Source organism: Lentzea sp. CC55, from assembly GCF_021056325.1.
Classification (GTDB): domain Bacteria; phylum Actinomycetota; class Actinomycetes; order Mycobacteriales; family Pseudonocardiaceae; genus Lentzea; species Lentzea jiangxiensis.
This window is the reverse complement of the sequence record NZ_JAJCXE010000027.1, coordinates 1-15,276: the sequence shown is the minus strand read 5'-3', so window position 1 is coordinate 15,276 and position 15,276 is coordinate 1. Positions and strand designations below refer to the sequence as shown.

Here is a 15,276-nt window from a genome sequence, read left to right as displayed (position 1 = left end):
GACGGGTCCTCCGGACCCGGCATGAGCAGGTTATGACCCCGTACCTGAGGCTCGCAACCTATTTAAGAAAACTTGTCCCGATCAGGTGGCGGAGTACCCGACACCGGCCCGGACCAGCCCCAACACGTCGTCGCCGAACTTGTCGAGCTTCGACGCGCCGATGCCGGAGATCGCCACCAGCCCGGCCGTGTCCGTGGGTCGCTGCTCCGCGATCGCCATCAGCGTGGCGTCCGTGAAGACGACGTACGCGGGCACCTTGAGCTCCCGCGCCCGCCCCGCACGCCAGCGGCGCAACGACTCGAGCAGCTCCTCGTCCACATCGGACGGGCAGGACCTGCACCGGCCGAGCTTGACGGCCTGCGCCTCGACCAGGGTCGACGCGCACACCCGGCAGGTCGGTTTTTCCTTCTTCATCAGAGGAGGGCGCTGGGCGCCGCCGGATACCCGCGCGGCCGGGTGGTTTTCGGGGACGAGGCTGTAGAGGAAGCGCGAGCGGCGGCGGTACTTGCGTCCACCGGCCGCGCGAGCGAGCGCCCACGACAGCCAGATGTGCTCACGCGCGCGCGTGACACCTACGTACAGAAGGCGGCGTTCTTCTTCGATTTTCGCCTCGTCGCCGTCGGCGTACTGGATCGGCATCGTGCCCTCGACCAGTCCGACGAGGAACACGGCGTCCCACTCGAGGCCCTTCGACGCGTGCAGCGACGCGAGCGTCACGCCTTCGACCGTCGGCGGGTGCTGCGCCTCGGCACGCATGTCCAGCTCGACGCAGAACCGCGGCAGGTCGGCCTCGGGAGAGGACACGGCGAACTCCTCGGCGAGCTCGACCAGTGCGAGCAGCGACTCCCAGCGTTCGCGCGCGGAACCACCCGTCGGCGGTTCGTCGGTCAGGCCGACGCGGCTCAGCACGGACCGGACGACCTCGGGCAGGCTGCCGGACACCTCGCCCGCCGAGCGGAGCGCGATCATCGCCTGGCGCACCTCGGCGCGCTCGAAGAAGCGCTCGCCGCCGCGCACCAGGTACGGGATGCCGAGCGAGGCGAGCGCCTGCTCGTACACCTCGGACTGCGCGTTGACGCGGTAGAGGATCGCGATCTCGGAGGCCGCGACGCCCTCGTCGAGCAACGTCTTGACGCGGGCCGCGACGGCGTCGGCCTCGGCCGGCTCGTCGTCGAACTCGTGGAACCGCGGCTTGGGACCGTCCGGCCGCTGCCCGACCAGCTGCAGCCGCGAGCCCGCGGGACGTCCGCGCGCCCACTTGATGACGTCGTTGGCCAGTTCGACGACCTGGGGCGTCGACCGGTAGTCGCGCTCCAGCCGCACGACGACCGCCTCGGGGAACCGCCGCCCGAAGTTGAGCAGCGGCTGCGGCGAGGCGCCCGCGAACGAGTAGATGGTCTGGTTCGCGTCGCCGACCACGGTCAGGTCGTCGCGGTTGCCGAGCCACGAGTCGAGCACGCGCTGCTGCAGCGGCGTCACGTCCTGGTACTCGTCGACGACGAAGCAGCGGTAGCGGTCGCGGAACTCCTGCGCGACCTCGGCGTTGTCCTCCAGCGCGCCCGCCGTGTAGAGCAGCAGGTCGTCGAAGTCGAGCAGCTGCGCCTCGTTCTTGAGCTGCTCGTAGGTCGCGTAGAGCTTCATGATCTGCTCGGCGGGCGCCGGGATGTCCCTGGCGGCCCGCTCGGCGGCGACCGGGTAGTCCTCGGGCGTCAGCAGCGACGCCTTCGCCCACTCGATCTCGCTGGTCAGGTCGCGCAGCGCGTCCGCCTCGGTCGGCAGGCCCAGCCGGGTCGCGGCACGGGCGACGACGCGGATCTTCTGGTCGACGAGCTCCCAGCGCGGGCCGCCGATGACGCGCGGCCAGAAGTAGCGCAGCTGGCGCGACGCGGCGGCGTGGAACGTCACGGCCTGTGCGCCGTGCACGTCGAGGGAACGCAGACGGGTGCGCATCTCCCCCGCCGCGCGCTTGGTGAACGTGACGGCGAGGACCTGCGAAGGGGCGACATGACCGCGTTGGCACAGGTAGGCGATGCGGTGCGTGATGGTGCGCGTCTTGCCCGTGCCGGCGCCCGCGAGCACGCAGACCGGGCCGCGGGGCGCCTCGACCGCTGCGCGCTGTTCCGGATCGAGACCCTCGAGCAACGCGTCCATGCCGGCAGTCTCGCAGATGGCCGGGCCGTGTTCTTGCGGGAGCCCGCTGTGTTCGTCCAACCCGGCCAGTATCCTGTAGGTATGGCTGGTAAGCAGGACAAGGCGGCTGCCAAGGAAGCGGCGAAAGTTCGTCGCGCGGCATCACGCGAGCGGCGCAAGCAGATCTTCGAGGCGTTCAAGATGCAGCGCCGCGAGGACAAGGCGCTCGTGCCGCTGATGCTGGGCGCCCTGCTCGGCGTCACCGCGATCGCCGTGGTCCTCGGCCTCGTCTTCAACGCGGTCTGGATGTTCGTGCCGCTGGGCGTCGCGATCGGCGCGCTGCTGGCCGTGATCATCTTCGGCCGCCGCGTCCAGAGCAACGTCTTCCGCAAGGCGGACGGCCAGCCGGGCGCGGGCGCGTGGGCGCTCGAGAACCTGCGCGGCCGCTGGCGCGTGACGCCCGCCGTCGCGGGCACCACCCAGCTCGACGCCGTGCACCGCGTGCTGGGCAGGCCGGGCGTCGTCCTGGTCGCCGAGGGCGCCCCGCAGCGCGTCAAGCCGCTCCTCGCGCAGGAGAAGAAGCGCATCGCGCGCGTCGTTGGCGAGACCCCGATCTACGACTTCATCATCGGCTCCGAAGAGGGCCAGGTCCCGCTGAAGAAGCTGCAGTCGACGCTGATGAAGCTGCCGCGCAACATCACGGCCGCCCAGGTCGACGCGCTCGAGACCCGTCTCGCCGCGCTGGCCAGCCGCGGCGCCGCCCTGCCGAAGGGCCCGATGCCGGCGGGCGCCAAGATGCGCAACGTCCAGCGCACCCTGCGTCGCCGCTGACCTCGAAGTTCTCACCGGAACGGCGCCCGTCCCCCGACCAGCGGGGACGGGCGCCGTTCCGCGTCAGGCCCCGACGACCCGCTTCCGGTTCCGGCGCGGGTCAGCGCACCTTGATGACGACGGTGCCGGCGGCCTTGTCGTGCAGGCAGCGCCCGTCCGAGTCCCAGACCAGCGCCGGGATCAGCGGGAAGATGAGCACGGTCCGCAGCAGCGCGCGGGGCAGGTGCACGAACGTCTTGCCGTCGATGCGCGCCACCCGCAGGCCGAGCAGCGCGTGCCCCGGCGTGAAGCCGAAGAACGCGACCGCGACCACGGTGATGACGAACCAGGCCAGCAAGCTCCAGTTCTTCGGCAGGTCGGGCTGCGTGAACACGGCCGCGACACCCGCGGAGAGGAGGAAGTCGACCAGGATGGCGAACGTGCGCCGCCCGATCGAGGCGATCGAGCCCGGCCCCTTCTCCGGGAAGCCGTGACGCTCGCCACGCCAGCGCTGCTGCGTGCCGTCGTTCGAGTCGTCACCCGGGGACAACACCGAGTTGGGTCCTGACAGCCACGAACCGGTCCACCTGCTCACTCCTCCAGAGTAAGCCCGTGAACGTGGGGTGAGGACCGGCAGGTCGTCTTGCCGCTTCGGACCGCCCCGTTAACACTGGCGAAACATCCGAGTGACGGACGGGCAACACCGCCGACATACGGTCGCTCGTGATGACAAGCCGTTGTCCATAGTCAAGGAGTCGACGAGGGTGTTCAAGAATTCCGACGAGGTGCTGAAGTTCATCACCGACGAGGGCGTCAAGTTCGTCGACGTGCGGTTCAGCGACCTGCCGGGCGTGATGCAGCACTTCACGCTGCCGGCGAAGGCGTTCGACGCAGACGCCATCGAAGAGGGTCTCGCCTTCGACGGCTCCTCCGTGCGCGGCTTCCAGTCCATCCACGAGTCGGACATGCTGCTGCTGCCCGACCTCTACACCGCGCGCCTCGACCCGTTCCGGATCGAGAAGACGCTCATCGTGAACTTCTTCGTGCACGACCCGTTCACGCGTGAGGCGTACAGCCGCGACCCGCGCAACATCGCGCGCAAGGCCGAGCAGTACATCACCGACTCCGGCATCGCCGACACCGCGTACTTCGGTGCCGAGGCCGAGTTCTACATCTTCGACTCGATCCAGTTCGACACCACCGGGAACTCGTCGTTCCACAAGATCGACGCGGTCTCCGGCTGGTGGAACACCGGCCGTGAGGAAGAGGGCGGCAACCTCGGCTACAAGGTCAAGTACAAGGGCGGCTACTTCCCGGTCACCCCGAACGACCACTACGCCGACCTGCGCGACCAGATGGTCCTCAACATGGAGGCCCAGGGCTTCACCGTCGAGCGCGCGCACCACGAGGTGGGCACCGGCGGCCAGGCCGAGATCAACTACAAGTTCAACACGCTGCTGCACGCCGCGGACGACCTGATGCTGTTCAAGTACATCATCAAGAACACCGCGTGGCAGGCCGGCAAGACCGTCACCTTCATGCCGAAGCCGCTGTTCGGCGACAACGGCTCGGGCATGCACACGCACCAGTCGCTGTGGAAGGACGGCGCGCCGCTGTTCCACGACGAGAGCGGCTACGCGGGCCTGTCCGACACCGCCCGCCACTACATCGGCGGCATCCTGCACCACGCGCCGTCGCTGCTGGCGTTCACCAACCCGACGGTGAACTCCTACCACCGCCTGGTCCCGGGCTACGAGGCCCCGGTCTCGCTGGTCTACTCCCAGCGCAACCGCTCGGCGTGCGTCCGCATCCCGATCACGGGCAACAACCCGAAGGCCAAGCGCATCGAGTTCCGCTGCCCCGACTCCTCGGGCAACCCGTACCTCGCCTTCTCGGCGATGGTCATGGCGGGCCTCGACGGCGTGAAGAACAAGATCGAGCCGCCGGCCCCGATCGACAAGGACCTCTACGAGCTCCCGCCCGAGGAGGCCCGCGACGTCAAGCAGGTCCCCGCGACCCTGGACGCCGTGCTCGACAACCTCGAGGCCGACCACGAGTTCCTGCTCGAGGGCGGCGTGTTCACGCCGGACGTGATCGACACCTGGATCTCGTACAAGCGCGAGCAGGAGATCGACCCGCTGCGCCTGCGCCCGAACCCCTACGAGTTCGCCCTCTACTACGACGTGTGATCGGCAGCTCTTCGCGAAGGCCCGGTGGGATCTCCCGCCGGGCCTTCCGGCTTCCACGGGCTCACGCACCGGCCAGCGTCACGGTGCACGACACACCTCGAACACCCTCGCTGACCCGCACGTTCGAGACCACCACGTCGGCCTCGCCGCCGGTCACCAGCTTGATCCGGGCCTCGCCCGCGGTGAGCTCCTCCGCGGCAGTGCCGGCGCCGGCGAGCCGCCAGAGGCCGTCGGTCTCGGTCTCGATCAGGTCGACGCGGTCCAACTCGGCCGCGTTGCCGTCGGCGTAGACGAGCCGTGCCGGTCCCGAGTAGCTGAACAACGTTCCTCCCCTGCTTCGCCAACACCCTCAGACACGCGTGGCGGGCGTAGGAGGTTCAGGTGCCGCAGTGGACGGTGTTCGTCATCCCGCCAGGCGGGAGCGGACCTGCATCAGGGCTTCGCCGAGGAGGTTGAGGCCCTGCCACGTGGCGGGGTCCTGGGCTCGCGGGTCGTCCGCCGCGAGGCCGATGCCCCAGACGCGGTCCAGCGGGCTCGCCTCGACCAGCACGCGGGAGCCGGTGGCGAGCAGGTAGGAGCGCAGGGCGGGGTCCTGGCCGAACTTGGCGAGGTTGCCCTCGACGACGATTTCCAGGCGCGCGGAGACCCAGGTGTCGTCGTCGAAGCCGGACACCACGCGGCCCAAGGCCTTCGCCTCGGCGGGGGTGCGTGCGGCGAGGACCTCGGAGGCCGCGGTGGTGTCGCCGAACAGCAACGCCTTGCGCCACATCATGTAGTGCTCGGCGGAGGCGAACTCCCGGCCGTCGGCGACGAACGTGCACGGCCACCACTGCGACAGGCAGCCCTTGCCGGCGCCGCCGTCACGTTCGGGCTGGTGGCCCCAGAAGAACAGGTACTTCACAAAGGACAGGCTAGCGAGCTAGCCGAGTGATTCCTCCGGCTTTTCGTCCGGCTCGGGCATCTCCGGCTCTCGCCACGCCTCGGCGCGCGTCGGGCCGTTGGCCCGCAGCTCGTTCTCGACCTCCTTCTTCAGTTGGTCGTCCTTCGCGAAGCCGTGGGTGTCACTTCCGCGTTGAGTCATGCAGCAGGCGTACCCGCGCCAACCCGCGCGGAATCACTTCGGCAGCGGGATACCGCTGATCGTGATCGCGGCGCCGGTCGGGGCGAACTGGCCGGAGATCGACGAGAACGTCAGCGTGAGCGACTTCACACCGGCGCCGAGCTTCTCGTCGAGGACGACGATGCCGGACTCGGTGGTGCCCTGCGTGACGAGACCGTCCCACTTGCTGCTCGACGCCGCGTAGGTGCGGTTCAGGTCGTCGAGGACGGCGATCCCCACGACGGGAAGGGTCATCCGGGCCTGGGAGGCGTTCGTGGCCGTCACGAAGAGCTTCACGCGGCCGTTCGCCTCTTCCACGCGGTTGACCTCTATGGTCAGCATTCCGCGCTGTTGCTTGAAGGAGCCTGTTTGGACCTTCACGTCCGCGGACGGCTCGGTCGTTTCCAGTGCGCCGTCAGGGGTTTCGACGACGTTCGACGTGGTCGTCGTGGCGGTGACGTTGGGCTGGGCGGCGGAGTTGTTGCCGCTCAGCGCGTACTCGATCACGCCGAGTAGTGCGAGCACTCCGACAGCCACGCCCGCGATGGCGATCACGGTCTTACCTCGGCGCGTGACCTTGCGATGCTGCATGACTTCCTCTGCTCGACCCCCGTGACGAACCCACAGCTCCCCCGATGAGCGCGCCCAGTCTCATCTCGAACGGGTGAAACGTCAATGCGCTAGTGTCCGCGCGTGTCCCAAGATGTCGCCGAATTCACGGCTCCGCAGCTGCTCACCACCCACATCGTCGACTCGGCGGCCGAGGCCCTCGAAGCGGTTCAGGCCGCTGACGTGCTCGATCTCGGTGTCCGTGTCCACAACCGGCTCGTTCCCGACTCCGACGACGCCGAGACGCTGGTCGAGGAGTGGGTGGTCGAGGTCTACACCAGCGCTCCCGCGGTGGACCCCGATTCCGACGAGGACTGAGCAACCAGGAAGTGGGGCACTTCGACGAGAAGTGCCCCGAACCTGAAGAAACACCTGAAGGTTTCAGACGGTCAGCACGATCTTTCCGCGCACGTGGCCACCTTCGATCAGCTTGTGCGCCTTGACCGCTTCCTCCAGGGGAAGAGTCTGCTGCACCTCGACGTGCAGCTTCCCGGCGGCGACGAGGTCGACGAGCCACTGCGTCTGCTCCGCGTTCGGCCTCGCCCACGTGTTGACGACACCGTTCTCCAGCGCCCGCGGCCCATCCACAATGGACGTCATCCGCTCCCGGTCGCGCACCAGCCGCAACGACTGGTCGAACGCGAGCCCGCCCACGTTGTCGACGACCACGTCGACCAGGCCGTCGCCACCGACGGTCTCCGCCACCGCGTCGACCAGCGCATCGCCGTAGGCGACCGGCTCGGCGCCCAGGGACCGGACGAACTCGTGGTTGCGCGAGGACGCCGTGCCGAGCACGCGTGAGGCGCCGAGCTCCCGCGCGATCTGCACCTGCAGATGACCGACACCGCCGGCCGCGGCGTGCACCAGCACGACGTCACCGGGACCGGCGCCGGTGACCTTCAACGCCTGCAGCGCCGTCAGGCCGGCCAGAGGCAGCGCGGCGGCGGTCACGAAGTCCACGGTGGACGGTTTGCGCGCGACCATGCGGTCCGGCAGCGAGACCAGCTCGGCGTAGGTGCCGAACTGCACGTGGTCCTTGCGCGCGTACGCGAGCACCTCGTCGCCGGGCTTCCAGTCCAGCACGCCGATGCCGACCGCCCGCACGACGCCCGAGACGTCCCATCCCGGGATCAAGGGTGTGTGGTGCGGCATCAGGCCCCGCAGGTGGCCCGCCCTGATCTTGTAGTCCACCGGGTTCACCCCGGCCGCACGCACCTCCACCAGCACCTGGTCGGGCCCGAGCAGCGGGTCGGGCAGCTCCTGCAACGACATGACCTCGGCGTCGCCGAACTCGGTCAGCGCGATGGCTCTCACGGTTCCTCACCGTAGAAGACACGCTCCGCCACCGCACGTGCACGACGGGTGGTCCGCCGGTACTCGTCGAGGAACTCCCCCGGATCGCCGTCGGGCGGGTGCCCCATCACCGACGCCACCGCGACGAGGTCGCGCCCGGACGTCGGCAGCTGGTCGGAAGCCTTGCCCCGCACCAGCGTCACGGCGTTGCGCGCCTGGGTCGCGAGGTTCCACGCGGCCGTGAGCGCCGCGGCGTCCTCCCCGGCCAGCAACCCGGCCTCGACCGCGGCCGCCATCGCGGCCATTGTGGACGGTGTGCGCAAACCGGGAACGGCACCGGAATGTTGCAGTTGCAACAACTGCACGGTCCACTCGACGTCCGCCAGCCCGCCGCGGCCGAGCTTGGTGTGCGTGCTCGGGTCGGCTCCGCGCGGCAGGCGTTCCGCGTCGACCCGCGCCTTGATCCGCCGGATCTCCCGCACCGACGCCGCGTCGAGCCCGCCGGCCGGGTACCGCAGCGGGGCGATCAAGTCCTCGAACTCAGCGCCGAGTGCGGCGTCGCCCGCGATGAACCGCGCCCGCAGCAGCGCCTGCTTCTCCCAGATCTCCGCCCACTGCCGGTAGTACGCGCGGTACGAGTCGAGCGTGCGCACCAGCGGCCCCTGCCGGCCCTCCGGCCTCAGGTCCGCGTCCACCTGCAGCGGCGGGTCCAGCGACGGCGCCCCGAGCAACCGCCGGATCTTCTCGACGACCCCGCTCGACCACTTCACCGCCTCGGCGTCGGAGAAGCCCTCGAGCGGCCGGCACACGAACATCACGTCCGCGTCCGAGCCGTACCCGAGCTCGTGGCCGCCGAGCCGGCCCATGCCGATCACGGCCAGCGCCGCGGTGGGTTCGCCGGACGCCCGCACCGCCGCTTCCAGCGCGCTCTGCAGCACCGCGCTCCACACCTCGGACAGCGACACGCACACCGTCTCCAGCGGCATGAACCCCAGCAGGTCCGCGGCGGCGATGCGCAGCAACTCGTGGCGCCGCAACGACCTCGCCGCCGCGATCGCCCGTGCCGCGTCGCCGTACCGCGACACCGCGCTGCGCAACGGGTTGCCGATCAGGTGCGGGTCGCCGCCGACGAGCGCCTCGGTGTCGGCGAGCAGCCGCAGCACCTCCGGCGCCCGCACCAGCAGGTCCGGCACGAGGCGGGAGGTGCCGAGCAGCACCGCGAGCCGTTCGACGACCGCGCCCTCGTCCCGCAGCAGCCGCAGGTACCAGGGCGTTTCCGCGAGCGCCTCGGACACCTTCCGGTACGCGAGCAGGCCGCCGTCCGCGTCGGGCGTGCCGGCGAAGAGGTCGAGCAGCACGGGCAGCAGGGCGCCCTGGATGCGCGCCCGCCGCGACATGCCGTGCGTCAGCGCCTGGATGTGCCGCAACGCGCCGTCCGGCGACGTGTAGCCCAACGCGGCCAGCCGGGCCACGGCCTCCTTGGTGGTGAGCCGCAGCGCCTCCGTCGGCACGCCCGCCACGGACTGCAGCAGCGGCCGGTAGAACAGCTTCTCGTGCAGGCGGCGGACCTGGTTGGCGTGCTTGCGGAACTCCGCGAGCAGCACCTGCCCCTCCGACCTGCGCCCGTCGGCCGCGAGCCCCACGGACCGCGCCAGCCAGCGCAACGCCGCGGCGTCGTCGTCCGCCGGGAAGAGGTGCGTGCGCAGCAACCGCTGCAGCTGCAGCCGGTGCTCCAGCGTGCGCAGGAACCGGTAGGAACGCCCGAAGTCGGCCGCGTCCTCACGCCCGACGTAGCCGCCCTGGCCGAGCGCGGCCAGCGCGGCCGTCGTCGCCTGGATCCGCAGGTCCTCGTCGGACCGGCCGTGCACGAGCTGCAGCAGCTGCACCGCGAACTCGACGTCGCGCAGGCCACCGCGGCCGAGCTTGAGCTCGCGGTCGGCGAGCGGTGTCGGCACGTGGTCCTCGACGCGGCGCCGCATGGCCTGCACGTCCTCGACGAAGTTCTCGCGCTCGGCCGCCGTCCACACGTACGGCCGCACGACGTCGAGGTACGCCTGCCCCAGCTCGGCGTCACCGGCGACCGGCCGCGCCTTGAGCAGCGCCTGGAACTCCCAGGTCCGCGCCCACTTCCGGTAGTACGACGCGTGCCCGTCCAGGGTGCGGACCAGAGCGCCGGCCTTGCCCTCCGGCCGCAGCGCCGCGTCGACCTCGAAGCACGACTGGCCGGCGATCTGCATCATCGTGCTGGCCAGCCGGGTGGCCACGCCCAGGTCGCCCTCGGCGACGAACACCACGTCGACGTCGCTCACGTAGTTGAGCTCGTTCGCGCCGCACTTGCCCATCGCGATCACCGCGAGCCGGCAGCGGTCGGCGCCGTTGACGCGTTCCTCCGCGAGCTCCAGCGACGCTCTGAGGGCCGACACGGCCAGGTCGGACAGCTGCGCGGCGACCGTGTCGTACGGGACGAACGGCAGTTCGGGTTCGACGACGTGCGCCAGGTCGTTGGCGGCCACGACCAGCAGCTTCGCCCGGTACTCGGTGCGCAGGACGTCGCCGTCCGCGAGCTCCAGCGCGACGTCGACGCCGTCGGTCAGCGAGCGCCACCGATCGGGGTTCGCCACGAGGAAGTCGGACAGCGCGGTGGAGGAGCCGAGCACGGCGAGCAGCCGCCCGCGCACGACGACGTCCTCGTGCAGCGCCGCCGACAGGGCGTCCCAGTCGGCGACGGGGTGCAGGCGTTCCAGTCCCCGCAGCGCGAGGTCCGGATCGGGGCAGCGGGACAGCGCGGACAGCACCGGCTCGGCGCCGTCGGCGGGCCGGCGGTCAGCCCACAGGCCGAGACCGCGCAGCACCTCTTCGCTGCGCGGCTCGGTGAGGCCGAAACGTGCTGGAGACGCGTGGCGGACTGGTTCGCTCATCAGGAGCCAACCCTAATGCCCTCACGGCGTCAGAAGACGATCAGTGAGAGTCCGTAGAGCACGACGGCGACGCAACCCGCGAAGCTCGCGTACGCGGGGACCTTCCTGTCGCCGGACAACGCGCGGATGCCGAGCACGAACAACGTCACGACGACGATCGTGGCGAGCAGCGTGGCGCCGAAGACCTGCAGCAGCGCGACCCAGTTGACGGTCATGCCGCCACCTTGTGCAGCTCGGCCTGGGCGGCGACCTCGTCGACGATGTGCTCGGGCTTGACCGGCTCGCGCCGCGACAGCAGCCAGATGCCGATCGACACGGCCGAACCGATGACGGCGACACCGATGACGCCGGTGGTGCCGCTGGACGCCCACTTGCCGGCCAGCGCGCCGACGATGCCGGCGGCGGGGAGCGTGAGCAGCCACCCGGCGGCCATCTTGCCCATCGTGCCCCACCTGACGCCATGCCGGTCGCGGCCGAGGCCGGAGCCCATGATGCCGCCGGACGCGACGTGCGTGGTGGACAGTGCGAAGCCGAGGTGCGAGGACGCGAGGATCGCCGTGGCGGTCGAGGTCTGCGCCGCGAAGCCCTGGGCGGGCTCGATGGTCGTGAGACCGCGGCCCATCGTGTGCGTGATGCGCCAGCCGCCGAGGTAGGTGCCGAGCGCGATCGCGAGACCGGCGCTGACGATCACCCAGGTGGGCGGGCCGGAGCCGGGCGCGAGCGAGCCGGACGTGATCAGCGCGAGCGTGATGATGCCCATCGTCTTCTGCGCGTCGTTCGTGCCGTGCGCGAGGGAGACGAGCGAGGCGGACGCGACCTGGCCGACCTTGAAGCCGGTGTGCGAGACGCGCGGGTCGGCGGCCTTCTTGAGCCGGTAGACGACGATCGTGGCGATGGCCGCGACCAGACCGGCGACGAGCGGCGCGACGATCGCGGGCACCAGGACCTTGTCGACGACCTTCGCGAAGTGGATGGCGTCCACACCGGACGCGACCCAGGCGGCACCGATCAGGCCGCCGAACAACGCGTGGGAGGAGCTGGACGGCAGGCCGACGTACCACGTGACGAGGTTCCACATGATCGCGCCGACCAGCCCGCCGAAGATGACGGCGGGTGTGATCTGGGCGTCGTCGACGATCCCGCCGGAGATGGTCTTGGCCACCTCGACGGACAGGAACGCGCCCACGAGGTTGAGCACCGCCGACAACGCGACCGCCGTGCGGGGCTTGAGCGCACCCGTGGCGATGGAGGTGGCCATGGCGTTGGCCGTGTCGTGGAACCCGTTCGTGAAGTCGAAGATGAGAGCAGTGATGACGACGATGATCACTACAAGAGCGGGATCCACAGTGATCCTCCGGCTGGATCGAACAAGCTGTCCAGGAGATTACGGTACCGCCAACGGAGGATGTCTTAAAACCTACGAAAGTAACGTCACACCAACGGAAGTTGTGTGCCCAAACGTCCCGCGGGCGACAGTTCTCCTCGCACCAGCTTCGCAAATCTCGCGACGAACGGCTGCCACACCTCTTCGAAGTCGCGGTGCGCTTCCTCCAGGAACTCCTGGTCGAAGTGGTGCGCACGGGCGCAGGCCGCCGAATCCGGGTCCTTCGCGGCCCAGTTCAAGACGATTTCCGGCGTCGTCTCGATGTGGAACTGCAGGCCGTAAGCGCTCTCGCCGACCCGGAACGCCTGGTTCGGGTATCTCGGGGACGCCGCGAGGTGTTCCGCGCCGGGCGGCAGCAGGTGCACCTCGTCGTTGTGGAACTGCAGCACGTCGGGCGTGAACGGCAGGTCGGCGAACAGCGGGTCGCCGGCCGCGGCGTCCCGCTTGGCCACGAGCAGCACGCCGACCTCCGGCCCCTGCGGTCCCTTGCGCACCTGACCACCCGTGGCGGCCGCGAGCAGCTGCGCACCGAGGCAGATCGCGAGCGTGGGCAGCCTCTTCGACACCGCGCCGGACAGCAGCCTGCGGGCGTCCGCGAGCCACGGGTGCTCGAGGTCGTCGAGCGCGCCCATCTCACCGCCGAGGCAGATGACGCCCTGGTAGCCGTCGAGGTCCGCCGGCGCGGGCTGCTCCTTCAACGGCACGAGGTCGAGCTCGACGCCCTCGGCCTCGAGCCATCCGCCGAGCTTGGCCAGCGGGTCGGACTCCGAGGGCTGCAGGACGAGCAGACGTGGTGCGTTCACGCACCCGAGCCTAGGTGGGCGCAGGTCAGCAGTGACACGCGACCTTCGAAACACCCGAACCGGTGACGTCGTCCGATTCGATCGGGTAGCCCGCGTCCCGCCACGCCGTGATGCCGCCGGAGAGCCGCTTCACGCGGTACCCCCTCTCCGAGAGCGCGAGGGCGCCCTTGGTGGCGGCGTTGCACTGGAAGCTCTCGCAGTAGCAGATGTAGACGAGGTCCGGGTCGAGGTCGAGCTCGTCGGGCAGGTCCCGGTAGGGCAGGTTGATCGCGCCGGGGATGCGTGCCTGCGCGAACGCCTCCGGAGCGCGCGTCTCCACCAGGACGTAGCCGGCGGTGGTGCCGTTGCGGAGGTCGCGGTGGACGTCGTCGGGGTCGGCCTCGAACGCGAGCTCGGCGGCGAAGTGGGCGGCGGCGGTCCGCGGGTCGGCGGCGGGGAAGCGCAGTGCGTTCGTCATGCCTCAGATCCTGCTGACCGCGGTCCTGTTCGGACATGCGGAAGTCCAGGCGTTCGACCCGTTCTCCCTATGATTTCCAGGTGGAACTGGACGGTGTGGACTGGAAGATCCTGTCGTTGTTGCAGCAGGACGGACGGATGTCGTTCACCGCGCTGGGGCGGGAGGTGTCGTTGTCCGCGCCGGCGGTGACCGAACGGGTGCGCCGCCTGGAGTCGCTCGGCGTCATCACCGGCTTCACCGCGGTCGTGTCGCCGTCCCGCTTGGGCCTGCCGATCGAGTCGATCGTGCGGGTGCGGGTCCGGTCGCTGGACACGCCGCGGTTCCGCTCGCAGGTGCTGGTGCTGCCGCAGGTCCTCGACGCCGACCACGTGACCGGCAACGACTGCTGGTTGCTGCGGGTCGTCTGCCGGTCGATGGTGGAGCTGGAGGAGCTCGTCGAGGTGATGCAGCGGTACGGCGACACCACCACCTCGCTCGTGTTCTCCTCCCACGTCCGCAACCGGCCGCTCTCGCCCGAGCTGTTCGGCTGAACCCACCACCCGGCGACTAGTTCGTCGTCCCGCTGTCGTGCTTCCACCAGAACTCCGCCCAGTCGTCGAGTGGCTCGTACCCGATGCGCCGGTAGATCGAGTTCGAGACAGGGTTGGTCAGGTCCGCGAACAGCAGCACGTCGGTCGCGCCCTGGTCGAGGGCCCAGCGGCTCGCCAGGGCGCTGGCAGCGGCACCGAAGCCGTGCCTGCGGTGTTCGGGCGGCGTGTAGACCGGACCGATCCTGCTCATGCCGACCTGCGGGAGGCTGGCCGCGGCCCAGGCGACCGGGGTTCCGCCGACCTCCCAGAGGGCGTGGCCGTTGCCGAGGCGCAGCGAGCTGCGCATGGCTTCGGTGGCCGAACCGCTCGGGTTGCGCGGCACGGCCTCGGCGAGGAACGACTCGCGCCAGGCCCCCAGGAGCTCGACGTCGTCCTCGGTGGCCAGGCGGCCGGCGCCTTCGACGGCGGGCGGGGCGAGGGTGCCCAGGCGGTAGAGCCTCGTCGCCAGGGACTCGGTGTACGGCCTGCCGGTCGCTGTGGCGAACGCCTCGGACCTGTCCCGCGGACCGGTCACCCCCGGAGCGTCCGGGTCGATCCTCGCGGCCACTTGGACGGCCAGTTCCACCGCGGTCAGCGGCAGGTCGGCCGTTTGGAACGGCCACGGCGGGGTGCGGACCAGGGAGCCGACGACCTCGTCGCCCTCGTGGAAGGTGACGAGGGTCGGGAAGTCCTCGGCCGGCAGGCTGCGGATCCGGTGCAGTGACGTCAAAGCCACGGTGTTGCGCACCGGATCGGCCGCGAGCCGATCGTGGGTGGCGGCGTCGAACGAGTCCAGGGTGGCGTGCACGACCGCGTCCATGGGTCCATCAGATCAGGACGGGCAAGCGAAATCAGCGTCCGAACGCGCAAAAGACCCCTGAGGGGAGCACCGGAGTGCTCGACCCTCAGGGGTCTTCTGGAAAGAATGTTCGGCGGCGACCTACTCTCCCACACCGTAACCAGTGCAGTACCATCGGCGCAGAAGGGCTTAACTACCGGGTTCGGAATGGGACCG

General features: G+C 70.1%; 17 protein-coding genes and 1 rRNA gene. 4 read left to right on the top strand and 14 right to left on the bottom strand.

All coding sequences use genetic code 11. The annotated features are described in order from the left end of the window. Window positions 1-81: 81 nt before the first annotated feature. Window positions 82-2,151, bottom strand: coding sequence for an ATP-dependent DNA helicase UvrD2 (locus L6E10_RS22650; RefSeq protein ID WP_236221542.1), 2,070 nt, complete (start codon window positions 2,149-2,151; stop codon window positions 82-84). Between the two features lie 81 nt (window positions 2,152-2,232). On the opposite strand from L6E10_RS22650, the gene L6E10_RS22645 reads away from it, so the two are divergent. Beyond that, window positions 2,233-2,961, top strand: coding sequence for a DUF4191 domain-containing protein (locus L6E10_RS22645; protein ID WP_236221541.1), 729 nt, complete (start codon window positions 2,233-2,235; stop codon window positions 2,959-2,961). 100 nt (window positions 2,962-3,061) lie between these two features. On the opposite strand, the gene L6E10_RS22640 is transcribed toward L6E10_RS22645, so the two are convergent. Then, window positions 3,062-3,535: an RDD family protein gene (locus L6E10_RS22640; protein ID WP_090098628.1), complete on the bottom strand. Its 474-nt coding sequence runs from the start codon at window positions 3,533-3,535 to the stop codon at window positions 3,062-3,064. Between the two features lie 169 nt (window positions 3,536-3,704). Between L6E10_RS22640 and glnA the strand changes: the two genes are divergently transcribed. Continuing rightward, window positions 3,705-5,129, top strand: coding sequence for a type I glutamate--ammonia ligase (glnA, locus tag L6E10_RS22635; protein WP_090098630.1), 1,425 nt, complete (start codon window positions 3,705-3,707; stop codon window positions 5,127-5,129). 61 nt (window positions 5,130-5,190) lie between these two features. Here glnA and L6E10_RS22630 read toward each other — a convergent pair whose 3' ends face one another. The 4 genes from L6E10_RS22630 to L6E10_RS22615 form a co-directional block, all read right to left on the bottom strand. Next, a complete protein-coding gene (locus tag L6E10_RS22630) occupies window positions 5,191-5,451 on the bottom strand; it encodes a hypothetical protein (protein ID WP_236221540.1) in 261 nt (86 codons plus the stop codon). 81 nt (window positions 5,452-5,532) lie between these two features. Further along, the gene (locus L6E10_RS22625; protein WP_236221539.1) at window positions 5,533-6,030 is read right to left on the bottom strand and encodes an NADAR family protein; all 498 of its coding nucleotides are present in this window, start codon (window positions 6,028-6,030) and stop codon (window positions 5,533-5,535) included. Window positions 6,031-6,048: 18 nt separating this feature from the next. Beyond that, the gene (locus L6E10_RS22620; protein WP_236221538.1) at window positions 6,049-6,210 is read right to left on the bottom strand and encodes a hypothetical protein; all 162 of its coding nucleotides are present in this window, start codon (window positions 6,208-6,210) and stop codon (window positions 6,049-6,051) included. Window positions 6,211-6,243: 33 nt separating this feature from the next. Further along, window positions 6,244-6,819 (bottom strand): hypothetical protein, encoded by a 576-nt coding sequence (locus L6E10_RS22615; RefSeq protein WP_236221537.1) that lies wholly within the window; start codon window positions 6,817-6,819, stop codon window positions 6,244-6,246. A gap of 102 nt (window positions 6,820-6,921) precedes the next feature. Between L6E10_RS22615 and L6E10_RS22610 the strand changes: the two genes are divergently transcribed. Continuing rightward, the gene (locus tag L6E10_RS22610; protein WP_236221536.1) at window positions 6,922-7,155 is read left to right on the top strand and encodes a hypothetical protein; all 234 of its coding nucleotides are present in this window, start codon (window positions 6,922-6,924) and stop codon (window positions 7,153-7,155) included. A gap of 63 nt (window positions 7,156-7,218) precedes the next feature. Here L6E10_RS22610 and L6E10_RS22605 read toward each other — a convergent pair whose 3' ends face one another. The 6 genes from L6E10_RS22605 to L6E10_RS22580 all read right to left on the bottom strand — a co-directional run bounded on the left by L6E10_RS22605 (window position 7,219) and on the right by L6E10_RS22580 (window position 13,692). Then, on the bottom strand, window positions 7,219-8,151 hold the full coding sequence (locus L6E10_RS22605) for an NADP-dependent oxidoreductase (RefSeq protein WP_236221535.1): 933 nt from the start codon (window positions 8,149-8,151) through the stop codon (window positions 7,219-7,221). Continuing rightward, on the bottom strand, window positions 8,148-11,048 hold the full coding sequence (locus tag L6E10_RS22600; protein ID WP_236221534.1) for a bifunctional [glutamine synthetase] adenylyltransferase/[glutamine synthetase]-adenylyl-L-tyrosine phosphorylase: 2,901 nt from the start codon (window positions 11,046-11,048) through the stop codon (window positions 8,148-8,150). The genes L6E10_RS22605 and L6E10_RS22600 overlap by 4 nt, the downstream gene beginning before the upstream one ends. Before the next feature lie 29 nt (window positions 11,049-11,077). Next, a complete protein-coding gene (locus L6E10_RS22595) occupies window positions 11,078-11,263 on the bottom strand; it encodes a hypothetical protein (RefSeq protein WP_236221533.1) in 186 nt (61 codons plus the stop codon). Next, on the bottom strand, window positions 11,260-12,393 hold the full coding sequence (locus tag L6E10_RS22590) for an inorganic phosphate transporter (RefSeq protein WP_236221532.1): 1,134 nt from the start codon (window positions 12,391-12,393) through the stop codon (window positions 11,260-11,262). Before L6E10_RS22590 ends, L6E10_RS22595 begins: the two co-directional genes overlap by 4 nt. 86 nt (window positions 12,394-12,479) lie before the next feature. Next, the gene (locus tag L6E10_RS22585) at window positions 12,480-13,235 is read right to left on the bottom strand and encodes a gamma-glutamyl-gamma-aminobutyrate hydrolase family protein (RefSeq protein ID WP_236221531.1); all 756 of its coding nucleotides are present in this window, start codon (window positions 13,233-13,235) and stop codon (window positions 12,480-12,482) included. Window positions 13,236-13,260: 25 nt separating this feature from the next. Beyond that, window positions 13,261-13,692, bottom strand: a complete 432-nt coding sequence (locus L6E10_RS22580) for a rhodanese-like domain-containing protein (protein WP_236221530.1) — start codon at window positions 13,690-13,692, stop codon at window positions 13,261-13,263. Window positions 13,693-13,772: 80 nt separating this feature from the next. Between L6E10_RS22580 and L6E10_RS22575 the strand changes: the two genes are divergently transcribed. Next, a complete protein-coding gene (locus L6E10_RS22575; RefSeq protein WP_236221529.1) occupies window positions 13,773-14,222 on the top strand; it encodes an Lrp/AsnC family transcriptional regulator in 450 nt (149 codons plus the stop codon). Between the two features lie 16 nt (window positions 14,223-14,238). On the opposite strand, the gene L6E10_RS22570 is transcribed toward L6E10_RS22575, so the two are convergent. Both L6E10_RS22570 and rrf read right to left on the bottom strand, forming a co-directional pair. Continuing rightward, on the bottom strand, window positions 14,239-15,081 hold the full coding sequence (locus L6E10_RS22570) for a GNAT family N-acetyltransferase (protein WP_236221528.1): 843 nt from the start codon (window positions 15,079-15,081) through the stop codon (window positions 14,239-14,241). Between the two features lie 107 nt (window positions 15,082-15,188). After that, window positions 15,189-15,276 (bottom strand): 5S ribosomal RNA (gene rrf / locus L6E10_RS22565); the annotation flags it as partial.

Bases quoted from the DNA above. Each gene is read 5' to 3' on its own strand.
- L6E10_RS22580 (WP_236221530.1), bottom strand. From the start codon at position 13,692: ATGACGAACGCACTGCGCTTCCCCGCCGCCGACCCGCGGACCGCCGCC.
- L6E10_RS22615 (WP_236221537.1), bottom strand. From the start codon at position 6,819: ATGCAGCATCGCAAGGTCACGCGCCGAGGTAAGACCGTGATCGCCATC.
- L6E10_RS22600 (WP_236221534.1), bottom strand. From the start codon at position 11,048: ATGAGCGAACCAGTCCGCCACGCGTCTCCAGCACGTTTCGGCCTCACC.
- L6E10_RS22595 (WP_236221533.1), bottom strand. From the start codon at position 11,263: ATGACCGTCAACTGGGTCGCGCTGCTGCAGGTCTTCGGCGCCACGCTG.
- L6E10_RS22645 (WP_236221541.1), top strand. From the start codon at position 2,233: ATGGCTGGTAAGCAGGACAAGGCGGCTGCCAAGGAAGCGGCGAAAGTT.
- L6E10_RS22620 (WP_236221538.1), bottom strand. From the start codon at position 6,210: ATGACTCAACGCGGAAGTGACACCCACGGCTTCGCGAAGGACGACCAA.
- L6E10_RS22570 (WP_236221528.1), bottom strand. From the start codon at position 15,081: ATGGACGCGGTCGTGCACGCCACCCTGGACTCGTTCGACGCCGCCACC.
- L6E10_RS22650 (WP_236221542.1), bottom strand. From the start codon at position 2,151: ATGGACGCGTTGCTCGAGGGTCTCGATCCGGAACAGCGCGCAGCGGTC.